The following is a 19,849-nucleotide window of genomic DNA, read 5'->3' as shown; positions in this document are numbered from 1 at the left end:
TATGTATTGTTAAATTATTTCAAAAGTACCATTTTTTCTACAGCTGTAGCACTTCCTTTGCATTTTTCTTGATTTTGACTTTTTGCAAATATCTTAAAAATATATGTACCTTTTGCAACTGTAGCTCCAAAATCATCTCTTCCGTCCCATTCTATAGCCTGGCGAGGCGTTCTAAAGCCCTGCAGAAACGGCTCTGCAACTACCGGCTGAGACAGGGTTCTAACCAATCTTCCTGTGATGGTATAAATCTGTACATTCACATCTAAAATATCATCACAGTTATGCTCAAACTGGATGTATGTCTTATTCGTGAACGGATTGGGCCAGTTTAACGGACGATTGATCGTCAGACGTTGGTCGGCCTCATCCTTAACTTCAAAATTTAACGTAGCAGTTGTCGAATTATTGTTTATGTCCCAAACTTTAAATGTCAATTGGTGTTGTCCGATGGTTAAATTTCTGAAAGGGTAGCTTACATTTCCTTTTTGGTAGTCGGCAAGACTTGGGTTTAGACAGCCGTTACCTTCCCCGGGAGCATAAAAATCATTTAAAACAACAGTATTGATAATTTGCCCGTCCAGATAGGTGGTGATGTCGTGACCTACCCCTGATCCTGTGGAATTGATTCCTGTGTCATCGGTAAGACATGCCAGCAGCATCGGATTCTGGTTGGTGATTCCACCATCTGCAAAGTTGGTGTTGTTCATATACAGTTTTACTTTAGGAGGCTGGTTGTCATTCACACCGTTCGGGTTGATATCTCCTACCTGTACAGCCTGATTATTGAATACGTCAGTGGACTTATTATCAGCATATCCCAATATTCTTCCTTCGCCCACGGCATAATTAATATCTTTAGGAACATAAAATTCTGCGGTAAAAACTCCGTTTACTGCTGTTCCGGCCGCTTTTACGATAGCACTTCCTTCTTCAGTATAATCCAATACCGGAGTAAGCACACCATCATTATTTAATGTTTTTTTATTTAATCTTTTGTCAAAAATATTGATGGCCACCTTTCCGTTAAAAGTAGTATTAAGAGTCCCGTTAGGATTATTGATATGGCCTTTAATTTTAACAAAATCCAAGCCTCTGATCAGTCCCGGTACCGGAGTTTCAATATTATCAATCACCAGAAGTCTTTGGGGTCTGCTGAGTTTCATGGCAGGATCACCTAATAAATTTACCTTTAAATGGTTGCTGTTTGCTCCTTTCTGTTTTTTTGCCAGTAAATGAGAATAACCTAACGAATTAAAGTCGTCATTGGTTAATTTAAAAATATTTTGGGTATATGTATTGGTGAAATCACGTCCGTAGTCTACTCCGATTGCTCTGCTGGAAGTAATCATCGCTGCTGCACCTCCTTGCTTCAGCTTAATGAATTGTTCTCCTGCAGAATTTGTATCCGGTTCATCCCATAATGTAAACTCACAGGTTATCGTAGAAACAAACGGAAATCTGCTGTATACATTGGAAAAGTTATTGGAATTTTGAATTTCAGTACTTGTTAATACTCTTTCCTGTGCCCAGCCGTTGATTCCTCCATGCCCGAAATAGAAAAGGTATAAGCTGTTTCCGATGGCATTGGAAATCGACTGGTTAACCTGTGGGTATCTTTGTCCTCCCGCAGTACTCTGAGCAGGGAAGGAGTCAAGGTATAATTTTTTGACATTGTATTCTTTAAGCTCCTGCTGACCCGGCTGCTCAAATACATTCACCAGCGTTTTATTCATTACATCATGGAAGGGGCCGCCTCCCTCTCTGTCATCATCCACTACGAAATCAAGTCTCATACGCCATTCTCCAAAAGGACTGGATTGTCCAGGCAATGAATTGTAATACGCCAGTGTTTTATCTATCATAATACCGGCTTCAGTAACATTAGCTGCAGGAATTCTACCTACCGGCAGGTCCGGCATATTGGTTTCAATGATACTTGCCGTTTGGGGCATAGTCATTACGATATAGTCATCGGTAACGAAAGAGGCAACATAGTCTGAAGAATGCTCACTCTGATAGCTGGGAACTACATTCGTATTGTTGGGAACCCTGTTTTTATAATCGTAAGAAGCATCTCCAAGAATGAAAACATATTTCAACCTTCCGGCCGGAGTATTGAGTCTGGTAACGAAATCTCTTATGGCCGTAAGGTCTTTACTTCCGCTTGAATATTCTTCATAGACCTTATTAACATCTACGATTTCTACCTTATAATTGTTTTTTGTCTGGTGATAGTTGGCAAGCCTTTGTGCCTGACCCATCATTTCAGGAACGGTAAGGATCAGATAATCTATATTCTGGATGGCCGAAAGATTCTGATTTCCTATTCTTCCAACAAATTGCGGACTGAATGCTGCATCAGACCGGAATGCCACAAATTCGTTATTGAAATTCTGATCGGCTGCGGTGTATGCAAAATTAAAAAAGCCGCCTCCTGATTTATTGACCCTTCTGTTGGCATTGGTGATATCAGTGACATCCCATACCTGCTCTATATTTGATGCATTAGCAATGCTGAATCCATAATCCGTATTGCTTCCACTTGAAATAGAGAAATCTCTGAAATTCATTTGAGAACCATTAAAAGCCAGGTTTTCTTTGTACTGTACTTCAGCGTAATCGAAATAGAAGGTTCCGTTTGGATTTTTAGAAATATCAGGGTTATATTTAAATGTAATCTGATTTCCTGTTAAATTAGTCAGTGTTCCGCTGTGGTTTAAAGGAACAAAATTGTATTCATAGGTTCCGCTGTCCGGTAATACCGTCTGATTATAGGGAGCCAGGTTATTGATGGTGATTCCCATGGAATTCTGCTGCGATTTGTACGCAACTACCTGGGTTCTGAAACGGATCACATCATTGGCCTGTATTGCTGAATTGGTTGTAAAAGTTACTGTTTTCTCATTGATAAAAGGTGTATCTTCTACCCAGATTCTTCCAACTTTGAGCAGATTCTTCTGGTCGTTGTTGATTACCTGGTAGTTGTCATACCGGGTAATCAATTGGGCAGGCAGGTTGGCGTCAACAGGCTGCACTCTTTTTCCGGCACCTTTATCAAAGTTGATATAATAATATGAGAAGTCGTCATAGATATTTTTTACTCCATTGCTTCTGTCAGTTCTGGTGTCTCTTCTTTTATAGCCATTCCCGTTACTGTTATCATAAAGGTTAAATCCGTTGGGACCCTGAGCGTAGAACAGTGCATAATCATTGTCATTCCAAACGCCGTCATCTTCACCTACGACCTGAATGGCATTTTCCTGTAAAGCATCGAATCTGGGATCCTGATTAAATTCCGGAAGCATCACTCCTCCGTTGCCATATATTCTGAAATTTCGCGGATTTACAGAAGACGGGTTAATGCCGTTATCGCGTAAAAACTGGGTGGTAATTTTAAAGATCCCGGATTTATCAACTTTTATTTTGTAAAAATTACCACTTGCCAGCGGGTTACCCTGAGTTCCTATTTTATTGACGCTGCCATTAGTATTTAAAGGCAGGGAAGATTCTGAAACCGTAAATGAAGAGAGTCTTTGTACACGGCCTTTTACATTTTTAAAAAGAGCGACATTGATATTGGCGTATCTGTCACCTTCTAATGTATAATATGAAACATCTGCTATATCATAATCCGGAAGATTATTTCCGTTCAATTCAAATAAATCCTGATTAGAAACGTTTTCCCAAATAAGGTCTGAAATCTTTAACTGCTTTTCGCCTATTTTTTGCTTGGTTGCTATAAAAACATTATTTTGGCTGAAAGAAAAGCCCTCATTTTTAAAATTCGGAAGATTTAATTTTATTTCACCAAAATCCTGGATTTTAGAACCATTCCATTCGATGGTGTTTCTTTGGGCGTATAGTGTTGATGTTAAAGCGATTAGGGATAAAAGCGTGATTTTTCGTCTCATGTTTATTATTGAAATTGCTAAATTACAAAATAAATCAAAATTTTAGAATTAAATTGTGATACAATAAAATTAATTTGTTAACGTTGTTCAAAAAAATCAAATCTTTATTTGATTTATTGAATAATTTATTTTTTCTTTGTACTCTTGAAAATATTTATATCGACTATGAAAAAACTAAAGTTGTTTTCATTAATAGCATTAAGTTCTACACTTGCATTAACCAGCTGTGGCGGATCAGGGACCAGCAAAGGTGGCGGTACCAAAAAATTTGTCAGTAAAACAGGTTGGAAACCAAACGAAAAACAGGGTTGGTTTTTTGCAGGAAAGCAACAGAAGCAGAAAGGTTGGCCAGGAATGGTATATGTAGAAGGTGGAACTTTTACAATGGGATTAGTGAAAGATGATGTTATGCATGATTGGAATAATACACCTCGCAGAATGCAGGTAAGTTCATTCTTTATCGGAGAAACTGAAATTACTAACTATGAATACCGTGAATACCTGACATGGTTGAAGTATGTTTTCCCTCCAAGTGACCCTAGCTTTAAGGAGATCTACAACGGCGCTTTGCCGGATACCTTATTATGGGACAACAAATTATCTAGAAACGATTATAACGAGACTTATTTGCGTTCTCCGGAATTCGACTACTATCCGGTAGTAGGGGTTTCGTGGACTCAAGCCAACAGATATTGCGAATGGCTGACTGACAGAGCGAATGAAAAAGCTTTGATGCAGGCAGGTGTTATCGCTAAAGATTTATATATCAACGAATCCAATAACCAGGGAGGAACTGCATTTAATATGGATAAATTCAAAGCGAATGATCCTGAAATGCAAGGATATATTAACGAAAAAAGAATGCAGCAGAAAAGTGGTATGAAAACTACCAACCAAAGATTGCTGTCTGCCAACAGAGCTCCGAATTCTGCAATGGTTCAGAAATTCAGACTTCCTACAGAGGTTGAATGGGAATATGCAGCTTTGGGAATGGCAAAAAACAGAGAATATAACCAATACTTGGGCAAAAAGCCTGAAATTGAAAGATTAAGAGGTACCAAAGGGAAAAACAGAGGTATGTTCCTTGAAAACTTCAAAATGGGTAAAGGTGATTATTCAGGTATTGCAGGATGGAAAAATGACGGATCTGCACAGACTTCTGATGTAAGACAATATCCATCCAATGATCTTGGAATCTACGGTATGTATGGTAACGTTGCAGAATGGACTGCTGATGTGTACAGACCTATCATTGATGAAGATTACAATGATTTCAACTATTACAGAGGAAATATGCCTCAGGCGGTAGTTAAGAATGGTGACGGAACGTACAAAATGATCGACGAAGGTACCATTAAATATGATACTTTAGCTGATGGTAGATTAGTCTACAAAGGACTTCCGGGACAGTTTGAAAGAGAAACGATTGCTGATTACAGAAACTTTAGAGACGGTGACAGACAATCTTCTTTAGAATACTACAGAGCTTCAGATTCTGCTTCCTCTTTCGATATGTACAATTCTCCTAGAAAAAGATTTATTGTAGATGCTTCAGGTAGAGTAAAGATGCAGAAAGATTCTAAAGACAGAACTTCTGCAATGTCTAACGATATCAGGGTAGTGAAAGGAGGTTCATGGCAGGATACGGCATATTGGCTGGATCCGGGACAAAGAAGATATAAAAATCAGGGAAGAGCTTACGGCTGGATTGGTTTCCGTGTTGCACAGGATGCCAGAACAAATGATAAGAATAGAACAAGAAGATAATATTTATCAAAAAATACTTATAAAAAAACCTTTCGGAAATCCGGAAGGTTTTTTTATTTTTGAATCGTGAAATCCCCTTGAATGAAAAGCCTGAAATTTGGCGGTTGCATTCGATTTCTTTAAAAAAAATAATATATATTTCCACATGAATATAGAACAGTTTTATCCTTTATTTTTAAAGGCTGATAAAGTAACAATCGACAGCAGAAAAATAGCTAAGCGTGATCTGTTTTTTGCCTTTTCAGGCGAAAACTTTAATGCCGCAACTTTAGCAGAAAAAGCCATTGATGATGGTGCGCTTGCTGCCATTGTGGAACTGCCCGAATTTGAAAATAAAGAGAAAAATATTTTCTATGTTCCATCTACTCTTGAGTTTTTGCAGCAACTGGCTATACATCATAGAAATCAGCTTTCCATTCCTGTGATAGGACTTACAGGCAGTAATGGTAAGACAACGACCAAAGAATTGATTCATGCCGTTCTTTCGGAAAAATTTAATGTCCAGTATACTTACGGAAATTTAAATAATCATATCGGAGTTCCGTTGACAATCCTGTCCATCAAACCTGAGCACGAAATGGCTGTCATAGAAATGGGAGCCAACCATCAGAAAGAAATAGAACTTCTCTGCACCATTGCACAGCCTGACTTCGGGTATATTACCAATTTCGGAAAGGCGCATCTGGAAGGATTCGGAGGTTTTGAAGGGGTTATCAGGGGGAAATCTGAACTGTATGATTACCTGAAAAACAACAGCAGAGTCATCGTTGTTAATGAAAACGATCCTATTCAGGTCGAAAAGACAGAAAACTATCCCAGTACAATCACTTTTGGAAAGGAAGGAGCAGATTACAATTATGAATCTTTCTCAGAAGAGCATTTTGTGGGAATGAGCTATAAGGGAGTAAAAGCTGTGTCAAAACTGACCGGGGAGTATAATTTTACCAATCTTTGTGCGGCAGCAAGTCTTGGTCTTCATTTCGGCATCAGCTTTGAAAACATCAAACACGCAGTAGAGCAGTACACACCAACCAATATGCGTTCTCAGGTGGTGAAAAAAGACAACAGGACATTGGTTCTGGATACCTATAATGCCAACCCGAGTTCTATGACGGCATCACTGAATAATTTTATCAGTTTTGAAGGGCGTAAAACGATTATAATCGGCGATATGCTGGAATTAGGTGATGAAAGCGAAAAAGAGCATCAGAATATCTTAAACATGGCTCAGGAGCTTGGTTTTGATCAAATCATTACGGTAGGAAAACATTTTAAAGCCGTTAATCCTTCGGGTTTTTCTTTTGACAGTACGGCAGAACTGATAGAATACCTGAAACAAAATAAAATTTCTTCCGAAAACATATTATTGAAGGGGTCAAGAGGTGTCGCTTTAGAGAAAATAATTGATTTTATATAGGCTTTGAGGCGGGAAGCCGGAAGAGGGAAATACCGGAAAAAGAGAACTACAAATGTTTTCTCTTTTTAAACCGTTGGCTGATCACCAGAAGTAAATTTCCGGTGTTACCTATAGCTCCATTCTTCCGGCTTCCGGCCTAAATAAACTATTTCTTTGAATCCCAGAATTCTTTAACAATAAGTTCAATATTTTTGAAGGTGCTTGGGAAAACTTCTTTTTCTATCTGTGAAATATTTTTCCAGGCCACTTCTGTAATTCCTTCTTCTATCTGAGGTTTTGAGGTGTCTTCACCGTCAAAATTCATTTCAAACCAATGGGTGCATTTTAAGATCTTTTCACCGTTTCTTTCAATATAGATATGGTAAGTGGTATTGATGAATTTTACCAGTTCCACCTCTTTTAATCCGGTTTCTTCTTCAATCTCACGTACTGCAGATTCTTCCCTGGATTCTCCTTTTTCCATTTTGCCTTTCGGAAGGTCCCATTTGCCTAATCTTTTGATGAAAAGCGTTTCTCCCTGAGGGTTATTGACGAGGCCTCCTGCAGCTTCAATAATCCTGAAAAGCTTTTGAAATTCACTCCATATTTCATCAATATTTTCTCCAAAAATATTAAGTTCCTGCACGGAAGTATTTTCTAAGAGATCCAGGGCCATCTCTAAAGTTGTGTAATTTTCATACACAAGCTTTTTTTCGAGTTCTTCGGCGTGCTTAGATATCAATAATTTTTTTTCGTTGACAAAAACTTTATACATTTGTAAGAATTAAGAATTTAAATACAAAAATAAAAAATGAATTTAGAAGGACGAAAAATTATTGTCAATAAATCATCTAAAGAACTTTCAGAATTGCTGAAGTCACCTGAAAATTACAAGGAATTTATGCCGGACGGTCTTCAGAAATTTGAAACAAGAGATAACGGTTTTAAATTCGGATTACAGGGAATGCCGGAAATTGCTCTGAAAATTGATGAGGTAGATGATCAGAAAGCTGTTTTAAGATCTGCAAGTTCAAGTTTAGATTTTTCGTTAACAGCCACTTTAAACCCTATCAATGAAAACCAGACTGAAGTTCAGATGTTATTTGAAGGGAAGTTTAACCCATTCATCAAAATGATGGTAGAAAAGCCACTCCAGAATTTTATCAATACTTTGACCGACAAGATCGAAGTTTATAAATAATAAAAACCATTGCGATTGCAATGGTTTTTTGTTTCTGCAATAATGCTGGTTTTTGGTATTTACTAAGTTTTGTATACAATATTTGTGTAGTATCAATCACGGATATGTACGTAGATTATTTTCAGAGATCAATTATACGGTGGATTATTTGCAGGGCTGATCATTGGCTAAATTTCTTTTGTATTGTCTATTTATTTTACTAATGAGATAAAACTACACATTTCCAGTGTTTATCGTATTGAGAGTAGAAAATGATCAATACTAAGAAATTATTAAAAACAATGCTTAGGTGAAAAAATTGTTTTTCTCAAATAAATTCACTATATTAAAGCATGAAAAAAATTGAACGTCAGGATAATATAACACATGCTGGCAAAATTAACGAGAGAACAAAAGCACTGGAAATTCTTGAAAAAGCAAAGAAAGTACAAGGAAAAATCACCTTTCTTCGGCAAGGTGTAGGAAGAAATTTTAAACCGAAAAATGAAGAATAAATAAAACCTCCAAGATAGCGAAGGTTTATTTATATGTTGGGCAAAAGTGGGCTGGTTATCTTCAGGATTCTTTTGTCACATTTGTACAGGCAATTTGAATAGATTTAGATTCATCTTTATGATGGTATCGTAAGCATTAAAACCTCACCCGAAAACCTCACCCGCAAATAACAGTACAGGATGGATAGGATTTTATAAGTGAAAAAGAGTAGGAGATATAGGGTATTTATGCCATTAGACCGGAACAATGATCCGAAATGCTTCCCGTAGCAGAAGAAAGAACATTAATTTCGTTATGCATTTTCAGAACTCCCATAAAAGCGAAGATCAGTGCTTCTTTGTACTCAATAATTTCCTTGTCCGGAATGATGATTTCAGATGTTGTTTTTGACTTTATTTTTTCAATGAGAAAAGTATTGTAAGCACCTCCTCCGGTAAAGAGAATATTTCCAATCATATTCTTATTAATGACATAAGAAATCTGGTCTGCGATATGTTCTGTAAATGTTGCCAACGAATCTAGTGGATCCGTATTGGTAAGCAATGGAAATACATAACGGTTACACCATTCTATTCCTAAAGATTTTGGATGAGGTTGCTGATAGAAATCCAGTAGATTAAGTTGCTCCAGCAAGATATGATTTATTTTGCCCCTTCTGGCCATATCTCCATTATGATCAAAATTTTCACCTAATTGTTGGGCTAGTGAATTTAGAACGATATTAACAGGTGAAATGTCAAAAGCAATTCTTTTACCGGCAGATTGCAGCGAAATATTAGAAAACCCACCAAGATTAAGACATGCATTATATTGAGAAAAGAGGTGATGATCCCCTATGGGAACCAGAGGAGCTCCATTTCCTCCCATCAGGACATCCTGGCTTCTGAAATCGTAAATTACGGGTAATCCGGTCTCCAGTTTTATAGCTCTTCCGTCACCTATCTGAAGGGTAAATTTTCTTTGAGGCTGATGGTAAATCGTATGGCCGTGTGAAGCAATTAAGTCTACCTTTTTGAGCTCATGCTTTCTGAGAAAATCTTTAACCTGTTGCCCAAGATAAAAACCGTAGTCTGAATGGAGTTCCAGAAGTTGTTCTGCAGGTAAATGAATAGCATTTTTAAGCTTATTTTCCCAAACGGATGAATAGGGAATTGTTTCAGTCTTGAGGATTGTAAAGGTCCATTCTTTTTGTTGTTCAAACTCTGCAAGACAGATGTCTAATCCGTCCAGGCTTGTTCCTGACATCAGTCCAATAGCAAGAGTTTTCATGATAAGCAGAAGTTATTTTTTATTTTCAGAAATTCTTTTAGAATTAAAATCTCCGGAGTTATTATAAAAAGTATATTCAGAAAAGTCGTCTTTGGCAGTCATTCCATTGGCGCCTACCAGTGTGGAGCCGTCTTCCATGGTGACATAGACTGTATCCTTGGTATAGATTCTTTTTTTTCTCTGATCCCAGTAAATACTTTGCATGGCAAACTTTTGCCCTTCATTGGTGGTGATTCTTACATCTCCTTTTGCTTCGTAGAACTTTTTATAGTCATAGAACTTAGCATATTTGGCTTTGATGGTTCCCGGTGTTTTAGGTTTTTTCTTATCAAAAAACTCAATACTAATTCCCTTTCTGGCAACAGTGTAGATGCTGTCTATAAGTTCATATTTTTCGATAATGGGGGCTTTGGCTTTCATGGTGACAAAGCCGGAATCACGCTGTATAATATTAGCATTATTAATCACCTGGGAAGGGAAGTTTTTACTTTCGCTGCCTTTTCGCTTGGTAAGATCCTCTTCACACGAAGTCAGTATAAAAAATATAGCACAACTAAAAAGGCATGCTATATTTTTATATGATATTTTTTTTGAAAGCTTCATTCTAGTTATAAAGGGCCTTTCTGAACCATTTATCAGCAAAGTTAAAGCCGACTTTCAGGTTGATGAAATTCTGATTGATCAGGTTGTTTTTAAGAGTTCCTCTTTTACCAAGTTCTACTCCAATTTCAAGACCGCTCATTCTGGTAATACTGCTGTTTTTGAATGGAAGCATTACACCGGCAGAAATACCGAATTTATTGATGCTGTTTCCATTGGCATCAAGCTCACCAAGTTCGTTGATGGCAAGATTTCCTCTTTCATAGAAAGCTCCGTAACGGTAGATAATTCTTGAGAAATAATTTCTGAAGTTATTGTAATTCGGAAGATACCATCCTCCGGCAGAAACTCGGTATGTATCCTGAAACTTTTTCGTCTGACCGAAATACGTAATCTCTTCGCCTTTTTTATAATCAATCTGTCCTGAAAGGAACCAATGGTTCTCACTTCCATAACCAACCCCTAATGAGGCCTGAAGTGGAAGAAGGTTTTTAGAGCTCGTAGACTTTTGTTCAAGAATACTTTGATCAACCTTGTTTCCAGCTGTATCAGTAAATCTGTATGTACTGTTGGTATACTCGGTTGTCATGTTACTTGTATTTCCAAAAGTAGCGGTAGCTCCGATTGTTAATTTTTTATCAGTACGCGGATTGAGTTTCTGATAGCTTGTCCCCAGAGTGAAATTAAAATTTCGTACCCTGTTTTTCATTTCGTATCCATTGATGTACTGTGAATTCGAAGCACTGAATTCATTAAGGTCATATAAATCTCCAAAATAAAGATTCGCTCTTGCCCCTACAGAGAATTCCTGGTTGATTTTATAAGATAAAGCAACCTGGGCTGTATTCAAAGTACCACTACCGTTAAATCTGTTCTGATAAGTTACATCATTACCATTGTCAGAGGCGGTCTGCTTGGTTACAATATCATAAGCTTTTGAACTATAAGGCTGATAAGAAATTCCCATTTTCATTTTTGAAGATAAAGGAAATGCCAAAGCGATATTGGATAGATACGTAGAATGCTTTGTAGATTTCATATCGTTATAATTCGATTTGAAATAATTGTTTTCGTTGGTAGCTTCCAGTCTGATGCTTGTAAGTTCAAAGTTGGCGTTATTTGCCGGGTTAGCAAAATTAAAACTGCTGGTGAAGTCACTAATAAAAGCGGTTGATATTCCCCCCATGGAAGCAGTTTCGATCGTATTATCATATTTTACATCTCCAATTCCATATGCTGCATAAGGAGAGTTACTTAGACTCTGCGCATTTAGAAAATATCCAACTGATATGAATGATACTACAAAGATTCTTTTCATTCTTTATTTTTAAAACAATGCGCAAATATCTTAAATATTAATGAATTGTAAAAATTATATGTGGTTAAAGTTTGTTAAGGCCTTATTTTTAAAGGAAAAACGTAATTATCCTTAGCAAAACAGCTGATTTTATGAGGGAGTAAAAAGGCCGTTCAAAGAGGAATACACGATCATTATATAGTAACAAAGCATATAAAAATACAACTGGAGTACGGTTATAATGGTATTAAAGTTATAAAAACTGTATTTTTTATGGATTGTGATCCCTAAGATTCCCACGCCGCCCAGGTAATTAATGACGGCTTCTGTAAATAATACTACTGTCGATCTCCGCATTACCGCTGGTTATATGATAAAGAATATGCCGCTGAAAGATATATTTAACAGACTTAATTTTATAAATTGAAGTAAGATTTTTATCTTTGAAACATGAATTGGGACAACATCGCCGGACAAGATCATCTTAAAAAACTTCTCAGAGAAAGCATTACCGAAAACAGGGTGAGCCACGCCCAGCTTTTTGTAGGAAAGGAAGGGTACGGGACCCTGCCTATGGTACTGGCTTATGCAAAAGAAATACTAAGTCAGGAAAATGAGCATGCGGCTTCCAAAGTAGAGCATCTTAACCACCTGGATCTTCATTTCAGCTTCCCCGTTTTTACTGATAACAGAAACTCTCTGAGTAAAAATAAATTTGATGATTTCAGAGAGATGATTCTCGATTCTCCTTATGCCAGTTATGATGACTGGACTGCTTTTTTAGAATCCGAAAATAAACAGCTCTTTATTTCTGCAGATGAAATTGATGACCAAAACCAGAAATTTGCCTTAAAAAGCTATGAAGGAGGAACCAAGATCCTGATCGTATGGAGAGCCGATAAAATGAACGTGGCAGCTTCCAATAAGTTTTTAAAATTCCTGGAAGAACCTCCCGCAAAGACTGTTATTCTTCTTACTGCAGAAAGTACCAATGATATACTGCCAACCATTCTCTCCAGGACACAGATTGTAGAGGTCCCAAGACTTGGCGATGAAGATCTTGAAAAATACCTTACCAAAAACTTCTCCGTTTCTGCAGAGAAAATAAGAGAAATTATTCACGAAGCTCAGGGAAACCTGAATGATGCCATAAAACTTCTGAATTCAGGAGATAAAAGTAATGAATTTGAAAAGCTCTTTGTACAATGGGTACGTGATGCCTTTATGGTAAAAAAGAAACCCGAATATCTGAAAAGTATTATTTTCTGGGCAAGAGAGATTGCCGGCTGGAACAGAGAAAAGCAGAAAAACTTTCTCAATTATTGTTCCGAGATTTTCAGACTGGCACTTCTGCAGAATTATCAATCAGAAAACCTGGTGTATAAAAAAATAGATGCCAACGGATTCAACTGGGCAGGATTTTCAAAATTCATCAGTGGGGCCAATATTCAAAGTATTCTGGAAGAAATAAGTACTGCAGATTTACATTTGACCCGAAACGGAAATCCTAAAATTGTCTGGACCGACCTTGGAATAAAACTGTCAAGATATATCCATAAAAATTCATAATTCAGTCAAGGCAGCAGATGCCTGAAAAAAAGGAGAAAACAGATCTGTCTTTCAACCATGCACCGGCTCCCGGATTATGTCTTTATAATTCTGTTTATTTTGACAGCTTTGGTCTCATTATAAACTTTGTAATGATGTTTGAAATTCCTGAAGTTCTTTTTCCATAAAATCCGGGTTATTGAGCTGCTTTCGCATAGATTTAATATTGCCGATAGTACTTTCGAGAGCCGTTTTAAACCATGGAAATTCCTGGCACAAGGAAGTAAGCTTTGCCAAAGCCCTCAGAGAATTATCGGTTTGTGATAATTGTACGGCGTGCTCATACCGGAAGACCGGGCAATAGTAATATTCTTCAGATACTTGATCCCACGCATCATTATCAGCTTCCGTATTCATCAGGTAGAGCATAGCAAAAATAGAAGAATCAGTATATCCTTCAGAGAATATGAAACAATCCAGAACGGAGTCTGTATCATTCCTTTCTATCTTTTTGTCCAGTACCTCATGAAATAATGTATGGGAAAGCTCTTTTTCAGAATGATTGCCGATTATATGGAGAACCGTGGCATATTCCACTTTTACGGAATCGTTTTCAGGATGATTTTGATAGGCTGTTTCTATATATTCCTTTGCCGTGACATTATCCAGTAATACCCTGTAAAGTTTTGAAAGCGAAACAAGCTCTTCCACAGTAAAATCTCTTTTATCTGACATGTTTTTTTCAAAATACTGAAGCGCCTTTTTAGGATAGCGGTCTTTTACAAATCTTTCAATTACCTGCCAGGGTTCAAGTTTTTCAAATTGAGTCTGATCCCAGAAATGATATAATAATGATATACGATCCCATTTTGACTGGATACCCGTCCATTCATTGAAAAGATCCCTGTGAGTTTGATATGTAACATCAATACTATTTCCGTTACCATCTTTACCCTGAGTGTTGAAATCAAGGCCCGGATCAGAATGAAATCTTCTAAATGCTTCAATACTCTCAAGGGTAAAACGATTTCCGTCCTCATTCACCGGCGGAACCCGTTCTTCCAGTGTCATATCCGTATTTTCAGGTGTTGAAACGGCTGTCACTTCCTCTGGCGCATCAATGGTAGAAGTCATTTCGTTTGTCTGATCTTTTTTTTTCTTCTTCTTAAAAAGGAAATCAAATAAGCCCATAGAATTCGTTTTCTGTAAATATAATATCTTTTTTGTCCTGTTGCCGGATTTTCAGATAAATCTTCGAAGTAGCAGTTGTTTTATGATGAAATTGTTAGCAGGTTTACAAAAAGATCCTGGTATCGTTTTTACATTTTCATCCATTTTCCAGACTTTTCATATTGGCTTCACACTCCGGGTGTAAAATGCTCTGTAACTTATTTATAGAGAAGGTCTTTGTAAATAATTAATTAAATCTATATTAAAAAATCAATCAATCGTTTGATCTTATTTAAAACTTGTGTAAATTTGCGCCCTGAAAAATGGACAACTAACATGATTTCAAAAGAAGAAAATATATTATTCGCAGCCGAAAAGCTTTTTGCTGAAAAGGGGTTTGAAGGAACCTCCACCAGAGAAATAGCAAAAGCGGCTCAGGTAAATATCTCTATGATCTCATATTATTTTGGCTCTAAGGAAAAGCTTTATGAGAAATTAGTTGAATACAGAATGAATGAAGGCCAGTTTTTTTCTAAAGATCTTTTGGGAAGAACTGATATCAACGAATGGGAGAAGATTGAAAAAGTAATTGATCAGTTTTCAAGCAGGATAAGGACACAAAAATGTTTTTACAGAATTATGCAGAGGGAGCAGTTGCATACTCAGAATCCTCAGATTGTAGAATTTTTGAAACAAACCAAAATGGGATTTATTTCTATGTACTCCCAAATTTTGGAAAGCGGTCTTAAAAATGGAATTTTCACCAAAAACCCTCCAATTTATCTGCTTCATTCTACCGTCAGCGGAACTTTATTCTATGCATTCAACGCGAAAGAAATGTACAAGGAGTTCCTGAATGATACAGAAGATGAAGAGGTTTTTGATGAAAAATACTATACAGAACTTAATAAACATATAAAATATTTACTAAAAGACCTTTTAGGTTATGAAGAGAATAAATAACTCAGTGATTGCATTATCACTATTCATAGGAATAGCAAATGCAAATGCCCAGGAGAAAAAAACACTTTCTCTTGACGAAGCTGTGCAGCTGGGAATCCAGAACAGCAAGAATCTCAAGATCGATGCAGCCAAGATCGAGGAGGCTACAGCTGATCTTTTGGAGGCTAAAAACAGACAGCTTCCGGAATTAAAGGTTTCAGGAAGCTATATGTACCTTCCGATAAAGCCGAATGTGGATATCAAACTGCCGGGTCTTGCCGGTGGAGCAGGAGGTCCTGAAATACATCAGGTTCTTTACGGTTCAGCCAATCTTAGTGTTCCTATCTACAGCGGGGGAAGAATCAAGTACGGGATTCAATCTGCAAAATATCTGGTAGAAGCATCCAAGCTGAGTACAGAAAATGATAAAATAGCGATTGCCTACAATGTAGCACAGGCTTATAACAATTTGTTTAAAGCCAATCAGTCTATTAAAGTTTTTGAAGAAAACCTTGCTGCATCTCAAAAGAGAGATGAAACTTTCCTTAAAATGGAAAACAACGGCTTGATTGCAAGAAACGACAGATTAAAGGCAAACCTGCAGACCTCAAATATCGAACTTCAATTGTTGGAAGCGAAAAATAACTACAATATTGCCAATATCAATATGGACTTATTGCTAGGCCTTCCTGAAACAACTGAGCTTGAAGTGGATCAGAATTATATCGAAGAGGGAGCAGATATAAAACCGGTTGATTTTTATATAAACGAAGCGAGAGAAAACCGTAAAGATTTACAGGCTTTAGCACAACAGAGAAAAGCGGCCGAGCTGGGAACAAAAGCAGCAAAAGCAGAAAATCTTCCGTCAATTGCATTTACAGGAGGATATGTAGCAGCAGATATTCCTAAGTTTCTTACGGTTTACAATGCTATCAATGTAGGAGTGGGAATCTCTTATAATTTATCAAATATCTGGAAAGAAAACTCATCGTTGAGACAATCGCAGGCCAGAGAAAAGCAGCTGGCAGCTACCGATGAATTACTGAATGACAACATTAAGCTTGATGTAAACAGAGAATACCAGAATACAGATTATTCTAAAAAGAGGATTTCTGTGTATGAAAAATCTGCAGAGCAGGCAAATGAAAATTTCAGGATTACAAAAAATAAATATGACAACGGTCTTGCAACCATGACAGAATTACTGGATGCAGACGCTGCACAAATAGGCGCTAACGTAGGAGTAATCAATGCAAAAGCAGACGCTGCATTAGCCTATAGAAAACTATTACAAACAACAGGAACTTTAACAATTAAATAATCAGATCGAAACCAAAATGGAAAATAATAATACACAGGTAGCTGAACCTAAAAAGAAAAAAAGTTTAGTCTTTCCTATCATTTTAGCAGCTGTTGTCATCGGGGGAGGAATCTACGGTTACAGAGCTTACACCTACGGACAGTATCATGAAGAGACGGACGATGCTCAGATTGCTTCCAATATGGCACCGGTAATCTCTAAAATCTCAGGATATGTGGCTGAAGTAAAAGTGAAAGACAATCAATTTGTGAAGAAAGGAGATACATTGGTTATTTTAGACAACAGAGATCAGAAGATGGCCCTTGATCAGTCACAGGCAGCACTGGCAACAGCAAAAAGCAATATTTCAACTGCTGAAGCTACTACTACGGCGACTTCTAAAAATATCAACAGCTCTCAGGCAGCTGTAGCTACAGCAAACGCACAGATTGAAGCGGCAAAAGTAAATGTTTGGAAAACTTCACAAGATTTAAAAAGATATGCTAATCTTGTAAAAGATCATTCGATTACAGAACAACAATATGAGCAGGCTTTGGCGGCAAAACAATCAGCAGATAAGCAGCTTCAGGTATTGGTAGAACAAAGAAACCAGATTGCTCAGCAGACGACTATCGCTTCTTCACAGACTGCGGCAAGTTCTCAACAGATCAGTGTAGCAAGTTCAATGGCAAAACAAAGAGAAGTAGATGTTGAAAATGCAAGATTAAATTTATCATACACTGTAATTGTAGCTCCTGAAGACGGATACGTAGGAAAAGTACCTACCCAGGCAGGCCAGTATCTGCAGGCAGGTGCACAATTGTTTGCCTTGGTGAAAAACGACCAGAAATGGGTAGTTGCCAACTTCAAAGAAACACAGGTGGATAAGATGGTCGAAGGACAAAAGGTGAAAATTGAGATTGATGCATTCCCTGATCAGGAGTTTGATGGAGTGGTAAGCTCATTCTCTCCGGCAACAGGAGCTACGTTCTCTATTCTGCCTCCGGATAATGCAAGTGGTAACTTCGTTAAAGTAGTGCAGAGACTTCCTGTAAAGATCGATTTTGTAAATCTAGATAAAAATATTGCAAAAAGATTAAGAACAGGGATGAACGTGAAAGCAGAAGTTTCCTTGAAATAGTATTCATGTACTTACGTAAAATGTATTCTTGATGAATTGAATCATTAATACATCCTACATTTTACATTAATACAAATATTCGAATAAAATTATGCAAGATTCATTAGTAGAATATGGAGCCCGAAGAGTAATCATTACGATTACGGCTATTCTTTGCGCCCTTCTTGAGATTGTGGACTCCACGATTGTGAATGTTGCCCTGAACGAGATGAAGGGTAACCTTGGAGCCACACTTTCTGAAGTAGGTTGGGTAATTACAGCCTATGCCATCGGGAACGTAATTATCGTACCGATGACGAGCTGGTTGTCTCAGCAGTTTGGGCGTAGAAATTACTTTGCGGCCTCCATCATTATATTTACCGTATTTTCATTTCTGTGTGGAAATGCGACCAATATCTGGGAACTCGTATTTTTCAGATTGATGCAGGGAATCGGTGGGGGAGCCTTACTGGTTACTTCACAGACGATCATTACGGAATCTTATCCGATTGAAAAAAGAAGTATGGCTCAGGCTATCTATGGGTTGGGAGTAATTATCGGCCCAACGTTAGGTCCGCCACTGGGAGGATACATCGTGGATAACTTCAGCTGGCCTTATATTTTCTATATCAATATTCCGATTGGTATTGCAGCGACTCTGATGACGCTTCAGTTCGTAAGAAGCCCGAAATATGCGGAAAAACGTAAAGTATCGGATGTAGACTGGATAGGTATTGCCTTACTGGCTATAACAGTCGGATCTCTACAGTTTATCCTGGAAAGAGGGCATGAAGAAGACTGGTTTGCAAGCGGAATGATTGTAGCGTTTACCATAGCGGCCATTTTAGGATTTATATTATTCCTTTGGCGTGAGCTTACCTTTAAGTATCCGATTGTGGAGCTTAGAGTCCTTAAAAACAGTAATTTAAGAATCGGAACAATGATGTCATTTGTGTTGGGATTCGGGCTGTATGGTTCGACATTCATTGTTCCTCTTTATACACAAAGTATTTTAGGCTGGACGGCGCTGCAGTCTGGTGCACTGATGATTCCGGCAGCGCTGACGACCGCTTTCATGATGCCTATTATCGGCAGATTGCTTGCAAAAGGTGCTAAACAGCAGATCCTGGTATCTCTAGGATTGTTTATCTTTTTTGTCTATAGTTTCTGGGGATATAAAATCCTGACTCCTGATACCGGTAAAGATGCTTTCTTCTGGATGCTGATTGTAAGGGGAGCCGGGCTTGGATTGCTCTTCATTCCGATTACTTCCTTGTCATTAAGTACACTGAAAGGCCAGGAAATCGGACAGGGTGCAGCCTTTACAGGAATGATGAGACAGTTGGGCGGTTCATTCGGTATTGCGGCCATTACCACCTTCATCGCTAATGCAGGCCAGAAATACAGGAATAATTTAATTTCGCATCTGGATCAAAACAGCTTTGATGTCCAGCAAAGACTTGCCGCATTAAAAGCCAATTTTATGGCTAAAGGAATGACTCCTGATGCAGCAATGAATGCGGCGTATAAAATGCTTGATTTGTCAGTCACCAAACAGGCAACAGTATTATCCTATATGGATGTATTTCTTTACCTCGGAGTAATATTTTTAATATGTATTCCGTTTATCTTATTTATTAAAGAAAGAAAGAGTAAAGAAAAAATAGATTTGAGTGAAGCCATGCACTAAATTTTATGACAACCTCCGAAACACTTCGGAGGTTTTTTTATGGAATAACCGCGTCTTTTTGACCCGTTAAGCCTTTGTTTTTCATATTCAATTAAAATGTAAGTCTTCATATTAATTTATTATTATTTTAAGGTAAAAATAAT

At 37.6% G+C, this 19,849-nt stretch carries 15 protein-coding genes; 9 read left to right on the top strand and 6 right to left on the bottom strand.

Annotated features, from left to right (window positions below):
- Positions 1 to 14 precede the first annotated feature (14 nt).
- Entirely contained in the window at positions 15 to 3,911 is a 3,897-nt protein-coding gene (porU, locus tag M030_RS0115645; RefSeq protein ID WP_027374356.1) for a type IX secretion system sortase PorU, read from the bottom strand.
- Between the two features lie 165 nt (positions 3,912 to 4,076).
- Here porU and gldJ point away from each other — a divergent pair, with 165 nt between their 5' ends.
- Complete coding sequence (gene gldJ, locus M030_RS0115640; RefSeq protein ID WP_027374355.1) at positions 4,077 to 5,678, top strand: gliding motility lipoprotein GldJ; 1,602 nt, start codon at positions 4,077 to 4,079, stop codon at positions 5,676 to 5,678.
- Between the two features lie 145 nt (positions 5,679 to 5,823).
- Complete coding sequence (locus M030_RS0115630) at positions 5,824 to 7,095, top strand: UDP-N-acetylmuramoyl-tripeptide--D-alanyl-D-alanine ligase (RefSeq protein ID WP_027374354.1); 1,272 nt, start codon at positions 5,824 to 5,826, stop codon at positions 7,093 to 7,095.
- Positions 7,096 to 7,240: 145 nt separating this feature from the next.
- On the opposite strand, the gene M030_RS0115625 is transcribed toward M030_RS0115630, so the two are convergent.
- The gene (locus M030_RS0115625; RefSeq protein ID WP_027374353.1) at positions 7,241 to 7,849 is read right to left on the bottom strand and encodes an NUDIX hydrolase; all 609 of its coding nucleotides are present in this window, start codon (positions 7,847 to 7,849) and stop codon (positions 7,241 to 7,243) included.
- A gap of 36 nt (positions 7,850 to 7,885) precedes the next feature.
- On the opposite strand from M030_RS0115625, the gene M030_RS0115620 reads away from it, so the two are divergent.
- Entirely contained in the window at positions 7,886 to 8,275 is a 390-nt protein-coding gene (locus M030_RS0115620; protein ID WP_027374352.1) for a hypothetical protein, read from the top strand.
- A 332-nt stretch (positions 8,276 to 8,607) separates the two neighbouring features.
- Positions 8,608 to 8,769, top strand: a complete 162-nt coding sequence (locus tag M030_RS25585) for a hypothetical protein (RefSeq protein ID WP_155857882.1) — start codon at positions 8,608 to 8,610, stop codon at positions 8,767 to 8,769.
- 226 nt (positions 8,770 to 8,995) lie between these two features.
- Here M030_RS25585 and M030_RS0115610 read toward each other — a convergent pair whose 3' ends face one another.
- From M030_RS0115610 to M030_RS0115600, 3 genes are read right to left on the bottom strand one after another with little or no spacing between them, the layout of a single operon-like run.
- Entirely contained in the window at positions 8,996 to 10,039 is a 1,044-nt protein-coding gene (locus tag M030_RS0115610) for an anhydro-N-acetylmuramic acid kinase (protein WP_027374351.1), read from the bottom strand.
- A 12-nt stretch (positions 10,040 to 10,051) separates the two neighbouring features.
- Positions 10,052 to 10,642, bottom strand: a complete 591-nt coding sequence (gene lptC / locus M030_RS0115605) for an LPS export ABC transporter periplasmic protein LptC (protein WP_027374350.1) — start codon at positions 10,640 to 10,642, stop codon at positions 10,052 to 10,054.
- 1 nt (position 10,643) lies between these two features.
- Positions 10,644 to 11,957, bottom strand: a complete 1,314-nt coding sequence (locus tag M030_RS0115600) for a membrane protein (protein ID WP_027374349.1) — start codon at positions 11,955 to 11,957, stop codon at positions 10,644 to 10,646.
- Between the two features lie 429 nt (positions 11,958 to 12,386).
- Between M030_RS0115600 and M030_RS0115595 the strand changes: the two genes are divergently transcribed.
- Complete coding sequence (locus M030_RS0115595; RefSeq protein WP_027374348.1) at positions 12,387 to 13,505, top strand: ATP-binding protein; 1,119 nt, start codon at positions 12,387 to 12,389, stop codon at positions 13,503 to 13,505.
- A 117-nt stretch (positions 13,506 to 13,622) separates the two neighbouring features.
- On the opposite strand, the gene M030_RS0115590 is transcribed toward M030_RS0115595, so the two are convergent.
- Positions 13,623 to 14,675 carry a hypothetical protein gene (locus M030_RS0115590; RefSeq protein ID WP_027374347.1) on the bottom strand — a complete coding sequence of 351 codons (1,053 nt, stop codon included), beginning with the start codon at positions 14,673 to 14,675 and terminating at the stop codon, positions 13,623 to 13,625.
- 315 nt (positions 14,676 to 14,990) lie between these two features.
- Here M030_RS0115590 and M030_RS0115585 point away from each other — a divergent pair, with 315 nt between their 5' ends.
- The 4 genes from M030_RS0115585 (at position 14,991) to M030_RS0115570 (ending at position 19,706) form a co-directional block, all read left to right on the top strand.
- On the top strand, positions 14,991 to 15,617 hold the full coding sequence (locus tag M030_RS0115585; protein WP_027374346.1) for a TetR/AcrR family transcriptional regulator: 627 nt from the start codon (positions 14,991 to 14,993) through the stop codon (positions 15,615 to 15,617).
- Complete coding sequence (locus M030_RS0115580) at positions 15,601 to 16,917, top strand: TolC family protein (RefSeq protein WP_027374345.1); 1,317 nt, start codon at positions 15,601 to 15,603, stop codon at positions 16,915 to 16,917. The genes M030_RS0115585 and M030_RS0115580 overlap by 17 nt, the downstream gene beginning before the upstream one ends.
- A gap of 16 nt (positions 16,918 to 16,933) precedes the next feature.
- Positions 16,934 to 18,037, top strand: a complete 1,104-nt coding sequence (locus M030_RS0115575; protein ID WP_027374344.1) for an HlyD family secretion protein — start codon at positions 16,934 to 16,936, stop codon at positions 18,035 to 18,037.
- 91 nt (positions 18,038 to 18,128) lie between these two features.
- Complete coding sequence (locus M030_RS0115570; RefSeq protein ID WP_027374343.1) at positions 18,129 to 19,706, top strand: DHA2 family efflux MFS transporter permease subunit; 1,578 nt, start codon at positions 18,129 to 18,131, stop codon at positions 19,704 to 19,706.
- Positions 19,707 to 19,849 lie beyond the last annotated feature (143 nt).

The organism is Chryseobacterium sp. UNC8MFCol, from assembly GCF_000482305.1.
Taxonomy (GTDB): Bacteria; Bacteroidota; Bacteroidia; order Flavobacteriales; family Weeksellaceae; genus Chryseobacterium; species Chryseobacterium indologenes.
The sequence above is the reverse complement of the archived record's forward strand: the minus strand, read 5'-3'. Positions and strand labels throughout refer to the sequence as shown.

Excerpts from the sequence above, each read along its gene's own strand:
- porU (WP_027374356.1), bottom strand. The coding sequence starts at position 3,911 with ATGAGACGAAAAATCACGCTTTTATCCCTAATCGCTTTAACATCAACA.
- gldJ (WP_027374355.1), top strand. The coding sequence starts at position 4,077 with ATGAAAAAACTAAAGTTGTTTTCATTAATAGCATTAAGTTCTACACTT.
- M030_RS0115630 (WP_027374354.1), top strand. The coding sequence starts at position 5,824 with ATGAATATAGAACAGTTTTATCCTTTATTTTTAAAGGCTGATAAAGTA.
- M030_RS0115625 (WP_027374353.1), bottom strand. The coding sequence starts at position 7,849 with ATGTATAAAGTTTTTGTCAACGAAAAAAAATTATTGATATCTAAGCAC.
- M030_RS0115620 (WP_027374352.1), top strand. The coding sequence starts at position 7,886 with ATGAATTTAGAAGGACGAAAAATTATTGTCAATAAATCATCTAAAGAA.
- M030_RS25585 (WP_155857882.1), top strand. The coding sequence starts at position 8,608 with ATGAAAAAAATTGAACGTCAGGATAATATAACACATGCTGGCAAAATT.
- M030_RS0115610 (WP_027374351.1), bottom strand. The coding sequence starts at position 10,039 with ATGAAAACTCTTGCTATTGGACTGATGTCAGGAACAAGCCTGGACGGA.
- lptC (WP_027374350.1), bottom strand. The coding sequence starts at position 10,642 with ATGAAGCTTTCAAAAAAAATATCATATAAAAATATAGCATGCCTTTTT.
- M030_RS0115600 (WP_027374349.1), bottom strand. The coding sequence starts at position 11,957 with ATGAAAAGAATCTTTGTAGTATCATTCATATCAGTTGGATATTTTCTA.
- M030_RS0115595 (WP_027374348.1), top strand. The coding sequence starts at position 12,387 with ATGAATTGGGACAACATCGCCGGACAAGATCATCTTAAAAAACTTCTC.
- M030_RS0115590 (WP_027374347.1), bottom strand. The coding sequence starts at position 14,675 with ATGGGCTTATTTGATTTCCTTTTTAAGAAGAAGAAAAAAAAAGATCAG.
- M030_RS0115585 (WP_027374346.1), top strand. The coding sequence starts at position 14,991 with ATGATTTCAAAAGAAGAAAATATATTATTCGCAGCCGAAAAGCTTTTT.
- M030_RS0115580 (WP_027374345.1), top strand. The coding sequence starts at position 15,601 with ATGAAGAGAATAAATAACTCAGTGATTGCATTATCACTATTCATAGGA.
- M030_RS0115575 (WP_027374344.1), top strand. The coding sequence starts at position 16,934 with ATGGAAAATAATAATACACAGGTAGCTGAACCTAAAAAGAAAAAAAGT.
- M030_RS0115570 (WP_027374343.1), top strand. The coding sequence starts at position 18,129 with ATGCAAGATTCATTAGTAGAATATGGAGCCCGAAGAGTAATCATTACG.